A 19,337-nucleotide genomic window follows, 5' to 3' on the forward strand; every position below is an offset into this window, starting at 1 on the left:
GGCCCGTGGCCAGGTCGCCGGCGCTGCCCACGAGCTGCAGGGCCTGGGCCAGGCCGATGCTGTCGTGGCCGCGCAGCTGCGAGGGCGGAAGGGGAGGCAAGTGGGCGAGTTTCCTGGTTCGGTTCAGGCGGGCCGCCCTGGCGCAGCGATTACATGCCGGGCGCGGGCTGCTCCGGGATCTGGTTGCGCAGGCTCAGGTTGATCGCGTTCCAGCCCCGGATGGCGGCGATAGTATAGCCAAGTTCGGCGATCTCGGCGTCCGTGAAATGCTCGCGCAGGGCCGGCCAGGCGGCGTCGGTGTCGTCCCGGTGAGGCAGGGCGTTGACGGCGTCGGCCCAGGCCAGGGCCGCGCGTTCGCGCTCGCTGAACCAGGGCGCTTCGCGCCAGGCGCCGATGGCGTTCAGGTGGCGCGGGTCGAGGCCCTGCTTCACCAGTTCCCGCCAGTGCATGTCGATGCACACGCCGCAGCCGTTGACCAGCGAGACGCGCAGCTGCACCAGTTCGACCAGACGCTCGCCGAGGGCGCCCTTCTTGTTGGTGTGGGAGAGGTTGATCATGGCCTTCAGGTTGGCCGGGGCGTGGGAGAACAGGTTGATACGGGCGGCGTGCGACATGGGGTGTCCTTTCAGGGTGGTGGGCAGCGGTTGCTGTCCTCATGCCTGATAAGACGAGCCATGGCGGGGTGGTGTGACGTGGGGAATAAAAATTATGGGTATGCGTAATGCATGCGGCGAGTTGCCGCGTTCAAGTCACCCTGCAATAAATCACCCGCTCATCCGCAGTCAGGATCGCCGCCTGGTGCTTCCCCGCCTTCTTGGCCGCATACATGGCCGTATCCGCGCGCGACAGCAGCGCGTCGGCGCTGTCGCCGGCCGTGTGGAAGGCCACCCCGATGCTGGCGCCGAGGGTGGGGCAGCCGCTTGCCGCCGGATAGGGGGCGGCGCCCGCCACCAGGATCTTGCGGGCGATCTGCTCGATGTCCGCGCGCGCGTCGCCGGCCTGGTCGAGCATGACCACGAATTCGTCGCCCGCCAGGCGCGCCACCATGTCGGTGCGGCGCACCGCCCCCGTCAGGCGACGGCCGAAGTCGATCAGCACCGCGTCGCCCGCCTCGTGCCCGCAGACATCGTTGACCGACTTGAAGCCGTCCAGGTCGATGAACAGCAGGGCCAGCGAATTCGGCTGGCGCTGGGCGCTGTCGATCGCGTGCTGCAGGCGCTCCATGAAGGCGTAGCGGTTCGGCAGGCCGGTCAGGAAATCGTGGGTGGCCTGGTAGTGCATCTGCTCGGCCAGGCGGCGCTGTTCGGAGACGTCGCGCAGGAAGGCGTAGAAATAGCGCTGGCCGCGATGGGCCAGCATGCCGACCGAGAACTCGATCAGGATTTCCTGGCCGTCGCGGCGCAGGGCAGGCACTTCGACCCGCTTGGTATGGGTGCGGCCGTCGTTGGCCGCCAGGAAGGCCGCCATGCCGTCCAGGTGGCGCTGGCGCAGGTGCGGCGGCGCGATCAGCTCGACCATGGGCTGGCCGATCGCTTCCTCGGCCGTCCAGCCGAAGGTCAGCTCGGCCTGCTTGTTCCATTCGGTGATCACGCCATGCTCGTCCATGCCGAGGAAGGCGTCGTTGGCCTGGTCGAGCAGCAGGCGGATCTTTTCCTCCTGGCTGCGCAGCGCCTCGGCATTCTCGACGAAGTCGGTGACGTCGCGCACGGTGCAATACAGGCGGCCATTGCTGACCGAGCGGGTGCTCCATTCGAGCCAGCGGTAGCCGCCGGCGGCATGGCGGTAGCGGTTGCAGAAGCCCGTGGTCAGGCCGCCCGCGTTGACCGCCCTGGCCTCGGCCAGGGTCGACTCGACATCGTCCGGGTGCACGAAATCGATGAAGGGGCGCGAGGTCAGGTCTTCCGCCGTCCAGCCCAGCGCATCGGTCCAGGATGGATTCACCTGGAGCAGGTAGCCCTTGGTGTCGGCGATGGCCAGCAGGTCGGGTGAGAGCATGAAGAAGGCGTCGCGGTCTTCCAGCGCCGCCTTCTGGGCCGAGATGTCGATCACCTGGGCGACGAAGCATTCGGGCTTGCCGCTCTCGTCGCGCGTCACCGAGACGGTCAGCTGGGCCCAGACGATGCGGCCGTCCATCCGGCGGTAGCGCTTCTCGAGCGTGTAGGTGTCGAGTTCGCCGTCCAGCACCCGGTCCATGAGCGACAGGTCGCCGTCGAGGTCTTCGGGGTGAGTCAGGTCCTGGAAGGTCGTGGCCAGCAGTTCGCCGCGCGAATAGCCGAGGATCCGGCACAGCGAAGGATTGACCTCCAGCCAGTGGCCGCGCAGGCCCACCAGGGCCATGCCGACCTGCGAATGGGAGAATGCGGCAGAAAACAGGTTTTCCGGAGAACTGGGAGGCATCGGCGTCGCGTCGGCAGGTGCAGATACCCCTAGTGTAGCCTAAGTGTTACTCATAAAGAGCATTAACTGGTATAAGATTTATACCAGTTTGCACGAGCGTCCTTGGTTCAGGCCAAGCCGGCCAGGCGGGCGTTGCGTTCGCGTTCGAGCTTGGTGATGTAGCGCTGCACGCCGGCCAGGGCGCCGCGCGAGATGTCGACGAACTGGCAGCCGAGGCGCCGGTTGGTCTTGTTGTTCAGCAAGGTCATGTCGAGCGAGTTGCGCACCTGGAGCGAGGCCGTGATCGCCCCGATCTCCGGCAGCTCGATGCGGCAGTTCTCGATCACCTGGCCGATGGTGGTGTTCAGCTGCATCCGGTTGTCCAGGATGGCGATGCCGCCCACGCTGATGTCGTGCAGGGGAAAGACGCCGGTGCCGCCGCCCAGTTCCAGCGGCAGCGGGATCAGCGCGCGCACCGGGTTGCTGACCGGGGTGGGCATGCGGTAGTACTCGCGCCGCTGCAGGCGGATCAGGGTCGGGGGAATGTCGGCGCGCAGGGCGACGCCGCCACGGTAGCTGGTCTCGTCCAGGGCTTCGGCGGTGAACAGGATGCGGATCTTGTCGAGCGTGGTTTCGCAGCGCACATCGCCGGCGGCCACGATGCGGTCGTTCTGCAGCGGATCGATCGAGCGGTCCAGCACCAGGGTGTCGCTGTCTTCGTCGACTTCCAGGATCGAGGTCACGGCGACGTCGGACTCGCCCTTGACCAGCATGCGGATCAGCTGGTTCTTCTCGCCGATCTGGCGCAGCAGGGACACGATCTCGCGGCGCGAACTCACTTCGTAGTCGTGCCAGTTTTCCAGTTCTGCATTATTCATTGCTGCTTGTCGTCCTTGCCACGGGTTCTGGGTGGGCTGTCGGATCAGGCGGTGCGGGAAGAGGCATCCCGCCATTCTTTTGTGCCGACTCGATATGATATAACCAGGCCAACAGTTCCGCAATTGCCCGATATAAAGCCGGGGGGATCTCGCGGTCCAGGTCCACCTGCATCAGCAGCGACACCAGCTCCTTCGACTCGTGCACGAACACGCCCGCTTCCCGGGCGCGCTCCATGATCTTTTCCGCCACCAGGCCCTGGCCCTTGGCCACGACCTTGGGCGCCGGGTCGCCGGCGCCGTAGGCGAGGGCGACCGCGCTCTGGCGGCGCTTGCCGCTCTCACTCATCGCCGGCATCCACGGCGCGCGCTTCGAAACCCTGCAGGCGCGTGCCGGCCGCCTCGAGCGCCGTGGCCAGCTGGGGAGCATGGCGGCGCAGCAGGGCGGCGCTGTCCTCGCTGCCGGCCGCGAAGCGCACCTGCAAGGCGCCGTTGACGAAACTCAGGGTGGCGTCCAGCTCGCCCAGTTCGGGAAAGCGCAGGCGCAGGCGGCTGTGCCAGGCGGCCTGTTCGGGGTCCTGGGCGGCTTCGCCTTCATCCTCGCGCCGCACTTCCCATTCCATCGGCTGGCCCGGCCACAGCTGGCCCTGCCAGGCGATCTGGGCCTGCTCCTGGGTCGCCAGCTGCAGATTGACGAACTGGGCGGTGGCGGGATCGGTCAGGACCGGACGGGCGCCTTCGCGCGCCGCCTGTTGCTGGGGCTCGCCGGCCAGTTCGGCCAGCGGGCGGGCGCCTTGCGCCCATTCGGCCACGTGCGATTCGTAGAACAGGCCGCTCTTTCCCACGGCCTGCTGCAGGCCCTGGGCGATCGCGCCGGAGTCGAGCGAGGGGCCGGCCACCACGGGCGCGCGGCCCACCAGGCCGGCCATTGGCGTGTCGGCCTTGCCGGCCGCGGCCAGCACGTTCGCGATGGCCTGGCCGGTGGGGCTGAGCCGGGTGGCGTTGGCTTCGGCGCCGGCGGCGAAGGCTTGCGTGGCGTTGGCGCCGGCCTGGGCCAGCAGGGCGGCCGCGCGGCCGACCGGCGCACCTTCGCGGTAGGCCAGCGGGGCCTTGGACGGGTCGGCGCCTTCCGGCAAAGGCGGGCCGGCTTCGGAAAAGGCGGTGGTGGCCTGGGCGCCGACCTGGAAGGTGGCCCGCGGCTGGAGCGAAACGAGGGTCAGGGGAACGTCGGCGCCGACCTGGGCGCCGGGGGGCAGCTGCATGCGGGCCGGGACATCGGCCACCTTGACCACGAAGCTGCCGTCGGTGAGCTTGGCGAGTACTTCGCCGTGGATGGCCTTGCCCAGCAGGGGCGCGACGGCGCGCTGGAAGGCCTGCTGGCGCGGATCGGCGGTCCGTTCGGGCGCCTGGGCCGGATCGACCCGGCCGACGGCGGAGACCAGGTCGCGCGGCAGCATCCGTCAGGGAAGCGGCTTAGACGCCGTAGGCGCGCGCGACGCGGCGTTCGGTGGCGGTGTTGCCGATCAGGGCCGACAGGCGCGCCATCCACGGGGTGGTGAGGTCGCGGATCTGGCGGTCGGCGTCGAGCATCTTGCGGATCGCGTTGACCTTGCGCACGCGCTCCTGGCCAGCCAGGGCAGGCACGCCTTCGTTGTCGCGCAGGCGGCGCGCGCAGGCGGCGCATTCCTGCTCGAGTTCGACCAGGCGGTCCCAGTCGCTGGCGGTGGCGGCGTGCAGCATCTGGTCGGTGATGCCGACCATGGTCTCGTACACGGTCACGACTTCTTGCTGGGTCATCATCATTACACACTCACCAGGGTAGCGGTTTTCGGCATGGCCGTCGGGGCGGCCGGCGGCGGGACGGACTGTTCGCCGATGGCGACCCAGGCCTCGCGCAGGTCCGACATCAGGCTGTGCACCTCGGTCACGATCGCGGCGTCGTTCTTGATGTTCGCTTCCAGCAGACGACGGCTCATGTAGTCGTACAGCGAGTCCAGGTTCTCGGCGATGTCGCCGCCGGCCTTCTTGTCGAGCGAGGCGCGCAGGCCGTTGTCGATGATCGTGATCGCCTTCGAGATCGCGTTGCCCTTGGCCGCGATGTTACCCGACTTGATGTTGTTGATGGCGCCGAGCAGCGCGACCATCGCGCCGTCGTACAGCATGACTACCAGTTTGTGCGGGGAGGCCGCCGCGACGCCGGTCTCGAGACCGACGTTGGCGTAGGCGTTGACGCCGCGTTTCATGGTTCCAAACATGTTGCTTCTCCAGGTTTTCCGTGAGATTAGCCCGCGTTCGCGTTCAGCGCCGCAAGCTGCTGGGTCAGGTAGGCCGAGGTCGACTGCATCGACACCAGCGCGGCGTCGAGCGCCGTGAACTGGGCCCGGTAACGTTTTTCAATGCCTTCCAGGCGCGAGTTGAACTGGTCTTTCTGGGTGTTGACGGCCTTCAGGCTGATGTTCAGGCCGTCGGTCTTGCTGTTGAGCAGGCTACCCTTGCCGGTGAAGCCGGCGGCCAGGTTGGTCAGTTCGAAGGCGAAGCCTTTCGAGAAGCTGATGGTGCCGCGTTCGCCGATCGCGCCGCCGGTGATCGACAGGTCGATGCCCTCGGCCGGCGACCCGGCCGCGGCGCTCAGCTTCTGGCCGTTGCCGGTGGCGGCGACGCCGCCGATCGTGCCTTCGACGTCCTTGCCGACCACCGGGGTGGCGCTGCCGAACAGGGTGGCCGGGTCGGTGCCGCTGACGGTGGCGATGGCGATGTTCGAGGTCGAACCGTACTTGCTCGACGAGATCGACAGGAAGCCGTTGTCGTCGGCCTTGGTCTCGACCGTGTCGCCGGCGCCGGCGAAGGTGGAATTGCCGTTGATCGCCGCGCGCAGCATCGAGGCCAGCTGGGCGTTGGTATAGGTGCCGGCGGTCAGCGCGATGTCCTGGGTCTTGCTGGCGGTAACCGGGTCGGTCTGGTTGAGCGTGATGCGCCAGGTGGTGCCGGCGGCGATCGTGGTCGAACCCGACAGTGCGGCGGCGCTGGTCAGCGTGCCCTGGCTGGCCAGGGTGGTGATGTTGACGCCGTAGGTGCCCGGCTTGGTGGCCGCGCCCGATTTCTCGAACTTGACCATGCCGTCGGTGGCATTGCCCATCGCCGCGAACAGGCCGCCGATCTCGGCGAAGTTCTCGGTGACGGCCTTGTTCAGCTTGCCGGAATCGACAGCCAGGTTGCCATCCTTCTGGAAGGTGATGCCGACCTGGCCGAGCGTGGTCAGCTTGCCGCCCAGGCCTTCGACGGCCGCGCCGAGCTGGCGCCGCAGCATGCTCTGGATCGAGCGCACCGAGGCGTCGCCCTGCAGCACGCCGGCGGTCTTGGTTTCGGGGTTGTAGCCGGTCAGGCTCGAAATCGTCTTGTTGAGGTCGTTGTACGCCTTGACGAAGCCGTTGACGGCGGTCGAGACCGCCGCGGTGTCGCGGCTCACGTTCAGGGTCGAGCTGCCGACCGCGCTGACGTCGAGCGTGACGCCCTGCACCGCCTCGGTCACGGTGGTGCTGCTGCTGCGGATGTCGATGCCGTTCATGTTCAGCAGCGTGTCCTGGGCCGCGCTGGTCTGGGTCAGGCCCTGGGCGCCGCCCGGATCGTGGCCCAGCAGGGCGGCGATGTCCGGATTCGGCGGCTGGCCGCCGTCGCCGTCGACGCCGATCTTCATCGAGGACTTGGCGCCGGTCTTGTTCGAGGTCAGCACCAGGTGGTAGGGGTTGTCGCCGCCATCCGAGACGATGGTCGCGGTGACGCCGATGTTGGCCTTGTTGATGGCGTCGCGGATGCCCTGCAGCGACTGGTCGCCGGCGTCCAGGGTCACGGTGCCGCTCGCCTGCGCGCCGTCCTGCACGAAGGCGGCGCCGCCCAGGTAGCTGCCGGCGCTGCCCGCCGCGAGGCCGGCCGCGGCCGGATTGGTGCCGCCCACCAGGATCTGGGTGCCGTCGCTGGAACTCAGGGTCACGCCGGCGGTGGTGGTGACGCTCGAACCGGTGTTCGCATTGCCCGCGCCCTTGGTGCCGCCGGTCACGGCGCCGCTCACGGCCTCGGTCACGGTCAGGTTGGAGCCGTCGGCCGCGGTGAACTGCAGGGTGCCGGCGGCGGCCGTGCCGCTGACGGTGATGTTGGCGGCGGCCAGCGCGGAACTCACGTTGCCGGTGGCCAGGGCCGCGTCGATGCCGGCCGCGCCGAGCGGGCTCGTGTCGTCGGTATGGGAAACGATCTGCACGCCGCCCACGGTCAGGCCGTAGCTGGCGCCGCTGGCGACGCTGACGTCGCCGAAGCCGGCGAACAGGCTCGCGCTGCTGGTGGCCGTGCCGGCCTTGGCGGTGACGCCGGTGGTCTCGCTCTTGGCGTTGATCGCTTCGGCCAGCTGGGCGGCGCTGCGGGTGGTCGCGCTGGTGGGGATGGCGGTGCCGTTGATCGACAGCGAGCCGTTGCTGATGCCGCCAGTCGCGATCGACGGGGCCAGGGCGCTGCCGGCCACGCCGAAGTCGCCGCCGCTGACGCTGCCGAACTGGAAGGTCAGGACCGTCTTGGCGCCGGAACCGATGGTGGCGCTCATGCTGGCCTTGCCGGCCGTGCTCAGGCTCTGGGCCGACGCCAGCTGCGACACGTTGATCTTGTACTTGCCCGCCACCGCGCCGGCGCCGGCGCTGCCGGTCAGGATGTCCTTGTTGGTGGAGCTGGTGCCGAGGGCGCTGAAGGTCGAGGGAGAATTGAGTGCGGTCAGGGCGCCCTGGAACACGCCCACGGCGGCGCTGACCTTGCCGAGCGCGGCCATGCGCGACTGCAGGGCCGCCGCCTTCTTGTCGAAGTTCGCGAGCGGCGCCGCTTCGGCCTGCATCAGCTTTGCGATGATGCCGTCGACGTCGAGCCCGGAACCGATGCCGGATGAACTGATGCCCACTTTGTTTCTCCCGTGAAAGCGATAATGTAAGTCATTATCGACAGAAGCAAACCGGACTTAAGAGTGGGAAATGGGTCCCAATTCAAATAGTTGAGCGGGAGTTGACAGGTAGACAAGCGCAGCGTGCGTTCCCGGACGGGAAGCACGCTGGCTGTAGGAGACGATCAGGCGGTTTGGCTGATCAGGAGACCGCGCATCTTGTCGATCGACTTGGCGATCTCGAGCGCTTCGACGGACGGGATCTGGCGCACCACTTCGCGCGTGCCCTGGTCGATGATCTTGACAACGATTTCCTTGCTGTCTTCGTCGATCGCGAATTCCAGGCTTTGCGAGGAGGCGCTCATGCTTTCGTTAATCTTCTTGACAGCATCGTTGACCTGCTCGCGCGAAGGCGGGGCGGCGTCGGGGGCTTGCGCCTGGGCCTTCGCAGGCTGGACATTCTGCTGCTCGATGGCCGGAAGCGTGCGCTCCTCCAGACGTGACGCCACGGGTGAACCAAGCGATTGGATGTTCATGTGACTTCCCTAGCGAAAAATCCTCGGCTGAATTTCTTCAGCCGAGGATCCGTTTTACAGCACGGATGGACTAGCTAGTCCGGGATTAACCACGCAGGAGCGACAGGACGCCGTTCGGCAGCGAGTTCGCCTGGGCCAGCATCGAGGTACCAGCTTGCTGCAGGATCTGGCCGCGGGTCATTTTCGCGGTTTCAGCAGCGAAGTCGGTGTCGACGATGCGGCTACGCGAAGCCGACAGGTTCTCGGTCGACGATTGCAGGTTCGAGATCGCCGATTCGAAGCGCGACTGCAGTGCGCCGTATTCCGCGCGCTGGCTGTTCACCTGGCCCAGGGCTGCGTCGGCAACCTTGATTGCCAGCTGGGCGCCTGCGAAGGTGCTGATGTCGAGGTCGGCGACCGACTTCAGTTCCGACGAGCCGGTGGTGCCGCCGCCGTCGATGTTGAAGCCCGAACCGTCGGTCACCGAGAAGCTCTGCTCCGAGTCCAGCACCAGGCGGCCGGTGGCGGTCGCGCCGTTGGCGCCTTCGGTGGTGGCCGGGGTGGCGATCGGTTCGCCGTCGGCGTCGTAGGTGCCCATGGTGGCCAGGGCGGTTGCGTCAGCCGACTGGTTGTCCAGCTTGATGTCTTCGCCGCTGGCGTTGGTCAGCTTCAGGCCGCCGTTGGTCGCGTCGTAGGAAGCGGTCACGCCGGTCTTGGCCGATTGGGCGTTGAAGGCGCTGACTGCTGCGGCGTAGCCGTTCGCATCGTCGGTGGCGACCGAGAACGAGACCGTCACGGCGGTCGAGTTGTCCGAGGTGATGTCAAAGGTGTACGACTTGCCGATGGTTGCTTTCACCAGGGCTTCGGTCTTGGCTTCGGCGGTCACGCCGGTGTCGCCGCTCTTGCCATTGATCATGGCTGCGGTTTCCTTGGCCGATGCGCCGGTCGCGATGGTGATGTCTTCCGAGCCGAGCGAACCGTTGATGGTCATGGTGCCGCCGGTAACGCCGTTGTTGGTCGAAGCCGAGCTGGCCTGGACCGCGCTGGCGTCCAGACGGTTGTTGCCGTAGGTCGAGGTGGTGAAGTTCGAGCCGGTCATCGAGATCAGCTGGCCTGCGTTGGCGCCGACCTGGAAGTTCGCGGTGCCCATCGTGCCGTCCAGCAGCTTCTGGCCGTTGAACTCGGTGGTGCCGGCGATACGGTTCAGTTCCGAGGTCAGTTGGGTCACTTCGGTTTGCAGGGCCTTGCGGTCGCCAGCCGAGTTCGACGAGTTCGACGACTGCACTGCCAGTTCACGGATACGCTGCAGGATGTCGCCCGAGCTCGACAGGGCGCCTTCAGCGGTTTGGGCCATCGACACACCATCGTTCGCATTGCGGGTCGCCTGGGTCATGCCCTTGATCTGCGAGTTCATGCGGTCGGAGATCGCGAGGCCGGCAGCGTCGTCCTTGGCGCTGTTGATGCGCAGGCCCGACGACAGGCGCTGGATCGAGGTGTTCAGGGAAGCCTGCGAGGTCGACAGGTTACGCTGCGAGTTCAGGGATGCGACGTTGGTGTTGATTACGGATGCCATGGTATTTCTCCAGACTAATGTCTTTCAGGGGTGGGCTGCTGTGCCCTGTTCACTTTGGTCCGCCACGCTGTTCTTGTGACGATCAAACCGCTGTTGATGCAGGTAACGTTATTCTGGGGAAAAACTTGAGGGGAAAAATCGAAGTTTTTTTCGCTCTTGTCGCTCTCATATCACTCTGGGGCGCGTCTTGTCGGCGACAAAAATGCAGACTTTAGGGCAAAAAAAATTATTTTTTTTGAGAAATATTTTTCTAAAGCCGGCGCAGTCCCGTTGCAGTTCCGCTTATCCCGCTAATAAAAGAACAAGGCCGCGGACCGGTTTCCCGGAACGCGGCGTAGCTGAATGACAAGAGAAAGGCCCGCTCAGGGGGTGTCCGCCACCACCACCCGGTTCTTGCCGGTGTTCTTGGCCTGGTACATCGCCTTGTCGGCGCGCGCCATCAGCGACTGCTGGTCCTCGTTCGGCAGCCTGAGCGCCACGCCGCAGGAGAAGGTGATCAGCATCTTCTCGTTCTCGTGCAGGAAGAAGTGGCGGGTCAGCTCGCGCTGCACCCTCACCATGGCGGCGGCCGCGGCGTCGACCGTGGTCTCGGGCAGCAGGATCAGGAATTCCTCGCCGCCGAAGCGCGCGATCACGTCCATCGAGCGCAGGGTGTCCCTGACCACCTTGACCAAGTGCTTGAGGGCGGCGTCGCCGGCCAGGTGGCCGTAGGTATCGTTGAGGCGCTTGAAATTGTCCAGGTCGAGCAGGGCCACGCACAAGGGCGTATTGCGCCGGTCGGCGCGTGCGCTTTCGCGTTCGAACACGTCGTCCAGGCCGCGACGGTTGAGGCTGCCGGTCAGCTGGTCCTCGCGCACCAGTTCGCTCATGTGCTGGAGTTCCGCTTCCAGCTCGCGGATGCGCTGCTCGGCCGCCTGGGCTTCGCGGTGGGCGGCGACCATGCGGTCGCGCGCGGCCAGGGCTTCGTCCTGGGCGCTGCGCGTCTCGCGCAGCACTTCTTCCAGCACATCGTTGAGTTCGTTGATGTCGCCGGCGCGGCCGATACGCTCCGACAGCCCGCCCAGCTTGGCGTGGTAGTCGCTGCTGGCCGCCGCCGCCGAACCGAGCCGGTCGATGAAGGTCATCATCATGTTCTTCATGGTCGACTTGACATCGGCGATGCCATGTTTCAAGTGTCCCTGCTTGATGATCACGTCCTTCAGGCTGCGGGTGGCGTCTTCCAGCGCGCGCGCATCCAGCGGGCCGGCGATCAAATCCTGGACCGTGGCGATCTGGCCGCGCATCCAGCTGTCGTCGTCCAGCAGTTCGCTGACGTTGTCGAGCAGGAGCTTGAACAGGCGCAGCAGCAGTTGTTGCTCTTCGACCTTGTCGCCGCCGCGCAGCTCGATCTGGTAGCACAGCTGTTTAAGACGCGAAGCGATGTCCTGCAGTTCGGCTTCGCCGGTCGCGGCCTTGACGGCGCTGCCCAGGCTTTCGGCTTCGGCCACCAGGGCCGGGCTGCCGTCCAGCAGCGAAGCCACGGCGAAGGACAGGGTGCGCGCCAGCATCTCGCGCAGCAGGCGGGTGTCGGGCTCCTCGGCGCCGAGGGCCATGATCGGGGTGTTGCGGCGCAGGTGACGCTCGGACAACTGCCCCAGCGCCTGGGTGGCGCCGCTCCAGTCGCCGGTCTTGACCGAACGCACCATGCGCCGGCCGTATTCCGAGATCTCGCCCGGGGTCTCGGCCAGGCGGCGCGCGAAGCCGGCCAACACCTCGGCCGCGCCGCTGTCGGGCGCCGGCGCCGGCGGCGCGGGCGGAATCCCGGCGATCTCGTCATAGATCGCGCGGTAGGCGTCCGGCGTGGGCGCAATGCGGCGCGTGGCCAGGCGCCGGAAGGCTTCGCGGGCAATGTCGGCGGGGTTCGAGGCGGCGCTCAGGGCGGGCGCGGCGGAAGGGGACGGCAGGTTCGACATGATGTAAACACACAGGCACTAATCCCGACATGATAAGCAGCTTTTTTGCTTCTCATCAATAAGAAAACCGTAACAAAGTGCCTTATTTCCGTCCGACGTGCCAAAACGACAGCAGGGAAGCACTGATTTATTCTGGCGCGCAGGAATCGGTCACGAAAAATGTGCCTGGCAAGGCGCAAATCGGAGCGATACCCCGTGGTATCGCGAGAATTTGCAACGCCGCAGGGCGCATTTTCTCGTGGCCGAGGCCGCCGCCATGAATAAATCGGTGCTTCCCTAATCCACCAATCCGTTGCGTATCGCGTAAGTCGTCAGCTCGGCGCTGGTCTTGAGTTTCATCTTGACCAGCAGGCGCGCGCGGTACTCGCTGACGGTCTTGACCGACAGCGACAATTCCTTGGCGATCTCGCTGACCGTCATGCCCGAGGCGATCATGGTCAGGGTCTGGTACTCGCGGTCGGACAGGGTCTCGTGCACCGCCGTCTCATGGTCCTCGCCGATCTGGCTGGCCAGGGTCTGGGCCAGCGCGGCGCTCACGTATTTCTGGCCCGAGGCCACCTGGCGGATGGCCGTGACCAGCTCCTTGGGCGCGCTCTGCTTGGTGAGATAGCCGGAGGCGCCGGCCTTGAGCGCGCGGATCGCGTACTGATCCTCGCGGTGCATCGACAGCATCAGCACCGCCAGTTCCGGGCGGTCCTTCTTGACCTGCTTGAGCACGTCGATGCCGTTGCGGTCGGGCAGCGAAATGTCGAGGAGCATGACGTGGCAGCGCGCCTTCCCGATCAGCTTGGTGGCGTCGATGCCGTTCTCGGCCTCGCCGGCAACGATGATGTCGCGCTGCTCGGCCAGGATCTGCTTGAGTCCTTCGCGGACAATGGCATGGTCATCGGCAATGAAAACCCGGATAGTTGCTTTATCTGTCATTCTTCTTGTGCGGCATGTGTAGGCAGGGCAGCCGGCGCGGAGCGTCCCGCGCCGCCGGCCTGCGCCAGCCTGGTCTTGATGGTCACCATCGTGCCACCTCCGGGCGCCGGCGACAAGGCCAGCGTGCCGCCGAGCGCCTTGGCCCGCTCCTTCATGCCGCGCAGGCCGAAGGATTGGGGCTTCAGACGGTCCGCCGGCGTCATGCCGCGGCCGTTATCGCAGATGCTCAGGGTGAGCTGCTGGCGCTGGCGCCGCAGCGACACCGTGACCCGGGTGGCGGCGGCGTGCTTGGCGATGTTGGTGAGGGCTTCCTGGAAAATCCTGAACAGGGCGGCGGCGTGGTCGGGGTCGAGCTCGATGTCCTTGTCGGGACAGCGCATGATCACGGCGATGCCCATCTGCTTCTCGAACTCCTGCGCCTGCCATTCGAGCGCCGCGACCAGCCCCAGGTCGAGCGTGGTGGGGCGCAGGTCGAGCGAGATGCGGTGCACGGCCTCGATGGTGCGGTCGACCAGGTCGTCGACATAGGTGGCCTTGTCGAGCAGGGCCGGCTGGTCCTCGGGCAGGCGCGCCGTCATCATGGCCAGCGCCATCTTGATGGCGGTCAGGTTGCCGCCCAGGTCGTCGTGGATCTCGCGCGCGATGCGGGTGCGTTCCTGTTCCTTGACCTGCTCGATGTGGGCGGTCAGTTCGGCCAGGCGGGCGCGCGAGCGGCGCACCTCTTCCTGCTCCTCGCGGCTGGCGGTGATGTTGGTCATGATGCCGTCCCACTGCAGCGCGCCATCGGGCAGCAGGTGGGGCGTGGCGCGCAGGTTGATCCACTTGACGTCCTTCCAGGCGTCGATCCAGATGCGGCCTTCCCAGTTCCAGGCCGACATCGCCTGGCGCGAGGCCTGCATCGCCTCCTGGTAGCCCTTGCGGTCCTCGGGCAGGATCAGGCGCTCGAACAGCGCGGCCTCGTGCTGCAGTTCCAGCACCGACAGGCCGAGCAGGGCCTGGCAGCCGTCGCTCAGATAGGGAAAAGCGGTGCGCCCGTCCGGGTGCAGCACGAACTGGTAGACCAGGCCGGGCGTGTTGTTGACGACGGCGTTGAAGCGCGCCTGGTATTGCTGCAGCGCCTGCACCGCCGCCTGTTCCAGCGACAGGTCGTCGCCGATGGCCAGCAGCAGCGAGCGGCCCTCGCGCACGATGCGCAGGATGCACAGCTTGACCGGGTAGCTGCCATTGTTGGCGCGCTGCAGCCGGGTGCGCAGCACCACCTGGGCGCCGACGTCCTCGCCCAGTCCGGCCAGCAGCTCGCCGACGGCGGCGCGGTCGAGCGAGGGCGCCAGGTCGAAGGCGTTCATCTTGCACAGGGTGGCGTTGTCGTAGCCGAGGTTCAGGCGCGCGGCCTGGTTGGCGTCGACCACGCCCAGGGTGGCGGCGTCGAACAGGAAGATCTCGGAAGTGGCCGACTGCATCTCGGCGGCAAGGGAGGGGTGGTCGCTCATGGGGCTCCGGTTTCGGGTTTCTTCTGGCGCCGGGCGCGCGCGCTGCTGCGCATGCGCGCACTGAAGCGGCGCAGTACGCGCAGCAGGTGGCTGCCCTGGTCGGGAACGGTGCGTCCCCGGCGGCGCAGGCGGCGCAGCATGCGGCGCGCGCCATGGCGCCAGCCATCCATCAGGCGCCGCACGCGGCGGTAGAAGGGGCTGGCGCGCAGGGCCGCCAGCAGGCGGTCTTTCAGGGCCATGAAGCCGCCGTGCCAGCGCGCGAACCAGGCCACGCTCAGCAGGGTGGGCAGGGTCAGGATATAGATGCGGGCCACGACGATGGCGCCGCCCAGCTTGGCCGCGACGAAGCCCACGATGCCGGCCAGGGCATGGCCGTGGGCGATGGCGAGCAGGGCGAGCAGCTTGACCGGCAGCAGCAACAGACCCGGCAGCACGAAGGCGGCCAGCGCGGCCCAGGGCGGCAGGCGGCGGATGCGGCCCTCCAGCCAGTGCAGCGGCGGCCAGGCGGCGATGGCGGCCGCGATGCGCGCGCCGACCTGCCAGGTCCAGGCTTCGGCAAGCAACACCAGCGCCGCCAGCTGGGCCAGGGGCGCGAGCAAGCGGCTGCGGGAGGGGGGCGCTCGTCTCATGGCTGCCATGATACGGCATCCGGAGGGCGTCCCGACGCCACAGCCGCTACAATAGGGCGCATGAACAAGGCATTTGTAAAAGAGTCCGACAACGAGGACGACGACGACGCGTTGGCCCTGGCGCAGGCGATTCCCGCCGGCGCCAAGAACTACATCACGCCCGCCGGCTACCAGCGCATCAAGGATGAGCTGCTGCAGCTGATCGACGTCGACCGTCCCGAGGTGGTCAGGATCGTGCACTGGGCGGCCTCGAATGGCGACCGCTCGGAAAACGGCGACTACATCTACGGCAAGCGCCGCCTGCGCGAGATCGACCGCCGCATCCGCTTCCTCACCAAGCGCCTGGATTCCGCCTTCCCGGTCGACCCGAGCGTTCATTACGGCAACGACCAGGTCTTCTTCGGCGCCACCGTCACCTATCTCAACAAGGCGGGGGAAGAGCACACCGTCACCATCGTCGGCATCGACGAACTCGATCCGCTGAAGGGCAAGATCAGCTGGGTCTCGCCGGTGGCGCGCGCCCTGACCAAGGCGCGCGAGGGCGACGTGGTGCAGCTGCACACGCCGCTCGGCATCGACGAGCTCGAGATCCTGGCGGTCGAGTATCCCGAACCCCATGCGGACTGAATTTTGAATCAAGCACACGACACCGTGCGCGGGCCGGATGCGCTGGCCGCGCTGCGCGCCGCCACGGCCACGCGCCACGAGCGGCTCGACAGCAGCCTGCCCCTCTCGGGGGCGCGTCCCGGCCTGAACGACTACGCGGCCCACCTGCGCATGGTGCGCGACTGGCTGGCGCCGCTGGAGGGCTGGCTGGCGGATTACACGGATGGTCCGCAGGCGGCCTTGCCCGCGGTCGAGCGCCTGGGCCCGATCGCGCTCGACCTGCTTGAACCGGGCATGCCCGCGCTGCGCGAACCGGCGGCCGTCCATGCCTGGCCGGCAGGGGCCAGCAGCGCCTATCGCTGGGGCGTGTGCTACGTGATCGAAGGGTCGCAGCTGGGCGGGACCGTGCTCTACGGCCGCCTGGCCGACCGCCTGGCGCCGCACCCGCTGCGCTACCTGCGCGGGGCCGAGGGCGGGCCAGGAGCGCGCTGGCGCGCATTCATGCTGGCGCTGAAGGCCGAAGTCAGGACGCCGGAGGAAACGGCCGAGGCCTGCGCGGGGGCGTGTGCGGCGTTTGACAGCATCATTGCGCTGGGGTTGGCGTCGGAACAGACGGACAGCTAATCCTTCACCAGTAGCGTACGCACGTCATCCCGGCGCAGGCCGGGATCCAAGTTTCTTCGCGTGCCGTCAACAGTGAGCGAAGCCACGACGCATCCAAACTTGGGTCCCCGCCTTCGCGGGGATGACGGTTTTACGGTTAGGTGAGCAAAAATAATTTTGCTTCGTGTGTCGATTCCCTCCTGTCCCATTCGTCGTACGATAAACGGCACACAAATCAGCCGCTCATCGACCACAACCACCCGGAGGACACCATGCGTTTCATGATTCTGCTCAAAGCCGATCCCCACAGCGAAGCCGGCCACATGCCCAGCGAGCAGCTGCTGGCCGACATGGGCCGTTTCAACGATGAACTGATCAAGGCCGGCGTGATGGTCTCCGGCGAGGGCCTGCACCCGTCCTCGCGCGGCGCGCGTGTGCGCTTCTCGAAGGATGGCGGCGTGCGCGTGGAAAACGGTCCCTTCCCGGAAACGAAGCAGCTGGTCGCCGGATTCTGGATCTGGCGCGTGGCCTCGCGCGAGGAAGCCATCGAATGGGTGAAAAAGGTGCCGATGCCGATGGAATCCGGCGAGGCCGAGATCGAGATCCGCCAGATCTTCGAGATGGAAGACTTCGGCGACACCATGACCCCGGAGCTGCGCGAGCAGGAAGAACGCCAGCGCGCCGCGCTGGGTCAATAGCGGTCCGGCGGCTAGGGCCGGCTGGCGGGGACTTCCAGCGCTTGCGCCGGCAGGCCGGCGCACCAGCGCCGCCACATCATGCGCAGCGCCAGTTCGACGCTGTCGGCCAGCCGCGTCACGCCGTCCGGCCGCCACAGCGGGGAATCGGCGCGCAGCGCCGGGCGCAGGGCGGCCAGGGCCGCCAGGTCGCCGGCCGCCGCCAGGCCCTTGGCGACGAAGTCGTCGCCATCGACGGCGATGTACTGGCGCAGGCCATTGGCTTCGAGCAGGCAGGCCGTCTGCCGTCCCGCCATCGTGTCGCCCGCCAGGGTCAGGGTCGGCACGCCCATGTAGAGGGCATACATGGTCGTGGTGCCGCCCGAATAGGGGAAGGTGTCGAGGCAGATGTCGACCTGGCCGTACAGCGGCAGGAAGTCGCGCATGCCCACCAGCGGCTGGAAGCGCGTGCGCGCCGCATCGATGCCTTCTTCCTGCAGCCAGGCGTGCAAGTGCTCGTAGCCGCCGCCCTGGGGCATGCCGCCCACCAGCAAGCGCGCGTCCGGCAGGGCGCGCAGCAGCCTGGCCCACAGGGCGATCACTTCGCGGCTGATCTTGGTGACCCGGTTGAAACTGGCGAAGGTGGGATACCCATTTGCCAGCGCGGGCAGGGGCGCGACTTCCGGCGCTTCCACCGCCGGCGCGAACGCGATCGTCACCGGGAGCAGGGCCAGCTTTTCGGTGAACAGGTGATCGAACTGCCCGGGCGGCAGCAGGTGGCGGTCGGTGATGTAGTAGTCCATCGCCGCCAGGCCGGTGGTGCCCGGGTAGCCGATCCAGCTCGCCTGCAGCGGCGCCGGCTTGCGCGCGAACATGGACAGGCGGTTGTACGAGGTGTGGCCGGAAAGGTCGATCAGGATGTCGATGCCGTCGGCGCGGACCAGCGCGTCCAGCGCCGCGTCGTCGAGCGTGGACACATCGCGCCATTGCGCCATGTGGCCGCGCAGGCGCGCCGTCATGGCGTCGTGGACCGGGAAGGTGTAGTAGGCATGCAGCACCAGGCCCGGCCGCCCCGCCAGGCGCCCGAACAGCGGCTCGGCGAAGCTGGAGACGGCATGGTTGCGCAGGTCGCCCGACACGATGCCGACGCGCAGGGGCCGCTCGGGATCGGGCGCATTCTCCCAGTGGCGCGACGCTTTCACGCGCGCTTCCAGCCGCTGACCGAACAGGCGGTGTTCCTCGAACAGCGCGGCGGGCGTGACGCTCTCCATATGGCTCAGGCAGAACAGCATGTTGGTGCGCACGTCGACATTGTCCGGATCCCGCTCCAGCACCCAGCGGTAGGCGTCGAGTGCTTCGCCAGACCGGCCGCGCTTGTCGAGCACCAGGGCCAGCGTGTGCCAGGCGTCGAGGTAGTGCGGATCCAGGTCCTTGGCGGTGGTGGCGTGGGCCTGGGCTTCGGCCAGGCGGCCGATCTCCAGCAGCGTCGCCGCCAGGTGGTTGTGCGCATGGGCGCTGTCCGGCTTGAGGGCGATCGCCCGCTCCAGGACGCCTTCGGCTTCGGCATGCAGGTTGACCCGCTTCAGCACCAGCCCCAGGTTGGTGAGCGCTTCCGCGTCGTCGGGCGCATAGCTCACGGCCTTGCGCATCGCTTCCAGGGCCGCGACGGCGGCGCGCTGCTTGTAGAGGACCGCGCCCAGCAGCTTCCAGCCGAAGGCATGCTGGGGGAAGCGCTCGGTGAGGGCGCGCGCGGCATTGCCGGCGGCATCGAACTGCCCGCGCGCATACAGGTCGGCGGCGGCGTCGATCTCCTGCGCCGCCGGTGCGCCGGCGCTTGCCAGCTGCTGTTCGAAGGCGTCGATCGTGGCGCCCTGCAGGCCATGGCGGCGGCCGAGTTCGAGCAGTTCGCGCGCGGTCGCGAACTGGCGCGCTTCCATCAGCACGTCGATGTAGGCAAGCCAGTAGCTTTCTTCGGCAGGGTCGTTCTGTACCGCGGTGGCAAAGCAGGGGATCGCTTCAGGCAGCCGTCCGGCCTGCAGCGCCAGCCAGCCAAGCCCGAAGTGCGCGCCCGCGTGGCCGGGCTGGAGGTCGAGGACGGCGCGGTACAGGGCCCCGGCCTGGTCGAGCTGGCCGGCTTCGGCCTCGCGCAGCGCGGCCTGCATGGCCTCCTGGATGATTGTCTGGATCGCGTCGTCGGGCGCCGGCATC

The 19,337-nt window shown here is 67.4% G+C and carries 18 protein-coding genes; 3 read left to right on the forward strand and 15 right to left on the reverse strand.

Annotation, left to right across the window (positions count from 1 at the left end):
* Nucleotides 1–149: 149 nt before the first annotated feature.
* The 14 genes from KBW98_RS02580 to KBW98_RS02645 all read right to left on the reverse strand — a co-directional run bounded on the left by KBW98_RS02580 (nt 150) and on the right by KBW98_RS02645 (nt 15,255).
* Entirely contained in the window at nt 150–614 is a 465-nt protein-coding gene (locus KBW98_RS02580; RefSeq protein ID WP_211518529.1) for a carboxymuconolactone decarboxylase family protein, read from the reverse strand.
* Nucleotides 615–744: 130 nt separating this feature from the next.
* Nucleotides 745–2,397 (reverse strand): PAS domain S-box protein, encoded by a 1,653-nt coding sequence (locus KBW98_RS02585; RefSeq protein ID WP_211518530.1) that lies wholly within the window; start codon nt 2,395–2,397, stop codon nt 745–747.
* Nucleotides 2,398–2,504: 107 nt separating this feature from the next.
* Nucleotides 2,505–3,254, reverse strand: coding sequence for a flagellar brake protein (locus KBW98_RS02590; RefSeq protein ID WP_211518531.1), 750 nt, complete (start codon nt 3,252–3,254; stop codon nt 2,505–2,507).
* A complete protein-coding gene (locus tag KBW98_RS02595; protein WP_211518532.1) occupies nt 3,247–3,600 on the reverse strand; it encodes an EscU/YscU/HrcU family type III secretion system export apparatus switch protein in 354 nt (117 codons plus the stop codon). The genes KBW98_RS02590 and KBW98_RS02595 overlap by 8 nt, the downstream gene beginning before the upstream one ends.
* Nucleotides 3,593–4,708: a flagellar hook-length control protein FliK gene (locus KBW98_RS24040; RefSeq protein ID WP_211518533.1), complete on the reverse strand. Its 1,116-nt coding sequence runs from the start codon at nt 4,706–4,708 to the stop codon at nt 3,593–3,595. The genes KBW98_RS02595 and KBW98_RS24040 overlap by 8 nt, the downstream gene beginning before the upstream one ends.
* Before the next feature lie 16 nt (nt 4,709–4,724).
* Nucleotides 4,725–5,054: a flagellar protein FliT gene (locus KBW98_RS02605; protein ID WP_373888895.1), complete on the reverse strand. Its 330-nt coding sequence runs from the start codon at nt 5,052–5,054 to the stop codon at nt 4,725–4,727.
* Nucleotides 5,054–5,506: a flagellar export chaperone FliS gene (fliS, locus tag KBW98_RS02610; protein ID WP_211518534.1), complete on the reverse strand. Its 453-nt coding sequence runs from the start codon at nt 5,504–5,506 to the stop codon at nt 5,054–5,056. Before fliS ends, KBW98_RS02605 begins: the two co-directional genes overlap by 1 nt.
* A gap of 26 nt (nt 5,507–5,532) precedes the next feature.
* Complete coding sequence (gene fliD, locus KBW98_RS02615) at nt 5,533–8,184, reverse strand: flagellar filament capping protein FliD (RefSeq protein ID WP_211518535.1); 2,652 nt, start codon at nt 8,182–8,184, stop codon at nt 5,533–5,535.
* A 164-nt stretch (nt 8,185–8,348) separates the two neighbouring features.
* Nucleotides 8,349–8,699: a flagellar protein FlaG gene (locus tag KBW98_RS02620; protein WP_211518536.1), complete on the reverse strand. Its 351-nt coding sequence runs from the start codon at nt 8,697–8,699 to the stop codon at nt 8,349–8,351.
* A gap of 85 nt (nt 8,700–8,784) precedes the next feature.
* A complete protein-coding gene (locus KBW98_RS02625) occupies nt 8,785–10,251 on the reverse strand; it encodes a flagellin (protein ID WP_211518537.1) in 1,467 nt (488 codons plus the stop codon).
* A gap of 362 nt (nt 10,252–10,613) precedes the next feature.
* Nucleotides 10,614–12,203: a diguanylate cyclase gene (locus KBW98_RS02630; RefSeq protein ID WP_211518538.1), complete on the reverse strand. Its 1,590-nt coding sequence runs from the start codon at nt 12,201–12,203 to the stop codon at nt 10,614–10,616.
* A 276-nt stretch (nt 12,204–12,479) separates the two neighbouring features.
* A complete protein-coding gene (locus KBW98_RS02635) occupies nt 12,480–13,127 on the reverse strand; it encodes a response regulator transcription factor (RefSeq protein ID WP_211518539.1) in 648 nt (215 codons plus the stop codon).
* Nucleotides 13,124–14,617 (reverse strand): ATP-binding protein, encoded by a 1,494-nt coding sequence (locus tag KBW98_RS02640; RefSeq protein ID WP_229428941.1) that lies wholly within the window; start codon nt 14,615–14,617, stop codon nt 13,124–13,126. Before KBW98_RS02640 ends, KBW98_RS02635 begins: the two co-directional genes overlap by 4 nt.
* The gene (locus KBW98_RS02645; RefSeq protein WP_211518540.1) at nt 14,614–15,255 is read right to left on the reverse strand and encodes a hypothetical protein; all 642 of its coding nucleotides are present in this window, start codon (nt 15,253–15,255) and stop codon (nt 14,614–14,616) included. Before KBW98_RS02645 ends, KBW98_RS02640 begins: the two co-directional genes overlap by 4 nt.
* Before the next feature lie 51 nt (nt 15,256–15,306).
* Here KBW98_RS02645 and greB point away from each other — a divergent pair, with 51 nt between their 5' ends.
* From greB to KBW98_RS02660, 3 genes are all read left to right on the forward strand, one after another.
* Nucleotides 15,307–15,873 carry a transcription elongation factor GreB gene (gene greB, locus KBW98_RS02650; protein ID WP_211518541.1) on the forward strand — a complete coding sequence of 189 codons (567 nt, stop codon included), beginning with the start codon at nt 15,307–15,309 and terminating at the stop codon, nt 15,871–15,873.
* Nucleotides 15,874–15,876: 3 nt separating this feature from the next.
* The gene (locus KBW98_RS02655) at nt 15,877–16,476 is read left to right on the forward strand and encodes a biliverdin-producing heme oxygenase (RefSeq protein ID WP_211518542.1); all 600 of its coding nucleotides are present in this window, start codon (nt 15,877–15,879) and stop codon (nt 16,474–16,476) included.
* A 251-nt stretch (nt 16,477–16,727) separates the two neighbouring features.
* Nucleotides 16,728–17,153 carry a YciI family protein gene (locus tag KBW98_RS02660; RefSeq protein WP_211518543.1) on the forward strand — a complete coding sequence of 142 codons (426 nt, stop codon included), beginning with the start codon at nt 16,728–16,730 and terminating at the stop codon, nt 17,151–17,153.
* A gap of 11 nt (nt 17,154–17,164) precedes the next feature.
* Here the strand turns inward: KBW98_RS02660 and KBW98_RS02665 are convergent, their stop codons facing one another.
* Entirely contained in the window at nt 17,165–19,336 is a 2,172-nt protein-coding gene (locus KBW98_RS02665; protein WP_211518544.1) for a tetratricopeptide repeat protein, read from the reverse strand.
* Nucleotide 19,337: the final 1 nt, after the last annotated feature.

It is taken from the genome of Massilia sp. ST3 (genome assembly GCF_018119405.1).
Classification (GTDB): domain Bacteria; phylum Pseudomonadota; class Gammaproteobacteria; order Burkholderiales; family Burkholderiaceae_D; genus Telluria.

Bases quoted from the DNA above. Each gene is read 5' to 3' on its own strand.
- KBW98_RS02580 (WP_211518529.1), bottom strand. From the start codon at position 614: ATGTCGCACGCCGCCCGTATCAACCTGTTCTCCCACGCCCCGGCCAAC.
- KBW98_RS02585 (WP_211518530.1), bottom strand. From the start codon at position 2,397: ATGCCTCCCAGTTCTCCGGAAAACCTGTTTTCTGCCGCATTCTCCCAT.
- KBW98_RS02590 (WP_211518531.1), bottom strand. From the start codon at position 3,254: ATGAATAATGCAGAACTGGAAAACTGGCACGACTACGAAGTGAGTTCG.
- KBW98_RS02595 (WP_211518532.1), bottom strand. From the start codon at position 3,600: ATGAGTGAGAGCGGCAAGCGCCGCCAGAGCGCGGTCGCCCTCGCCTAC.
- KBW98_RS24040 (WP_211518533.1), bottom strand. From the start codon at position 4,708: ATGCTGCCGCGCGACCTGGTCTCCGCCGTCGGCCGGGTCGATCCGGCC.
- KBW98_RS02605 (WP_373888895.1), bottom strand. From the start codon at position 5,054: ATGATGATGACCCAGCAAGAAGTCGTGACCGTGTACGAGACCATGGTC.
- fliS (WP_211518534.1), bottom strand. From the start codon at position 5,506: ATGTTTGGAACCATGAAACGCGGCGTCAACGCCTACGCCAACGTCGGT.
- KBW98_RS02620 (WP_211518536.1), bottom strand. From the start codon at position 8,699: ATGAACATCCAATCGCTTGGTTCACCCGTGGCGTCACGTCTGGAGGAG.
- KBW98_RS02625 (WP_211518537.1), bottom strand. From the start codon at position 10,251: ATGGCATCCGTAATCAACACCAACGTCGCATCCCTGAACTCGCAGCGT.
- KBW98_RS02630 (WP_211518538.1), bottom strand. From the start codon at position 12,203: ATGTCGAACCTGCCGTCCCCTTCCGCCGCGCCCGCCCTGAGCGCCGCC.
- KBW98_RS02635 (WP_211518539.1), bottom strand. From the start codon at position 13,127: ATGACAGATAAAGCAACTATCCGGGTTTTCATTGCCGATGACCATGCC.
- KBW98_RS02640 (WP_229428941.1), bottom strand. From the start codon at position 14,617: ATGAGCGACCACCCCTCCCTTGCCGCCGAGATGCAGTCGGCCACTTCC.
- KBW98_RS02645 (WP_211518540.1), bottom strand. From the start codon at position 15,255: ATGGCAGCCATGAGACGAGCGCCCCCCTCCCGCAGCCGCTTGCTCGCG.
- greB (WP_211518541.1), top strand. From the start codon at position 15,307: ATGAACAAGGCATTTGTAAAAGAGTCCGACAACGAGGACGACGACGAC.
- KBW98_RS02660 (WP_211518543.1), top strand. From the start codon at position 16,728: ATGCGTTTCATGATTCTGCTCAAAGCCGATCCCCACAGCGAAGCCGGC.
- KBW98_RS02665 (WP_211518544.1), bottom strand. From the start codon at position 19,336: ATGCCGGCGCCCGACGACGCGATCCAGACAATCATCCAGGAGGCCATG.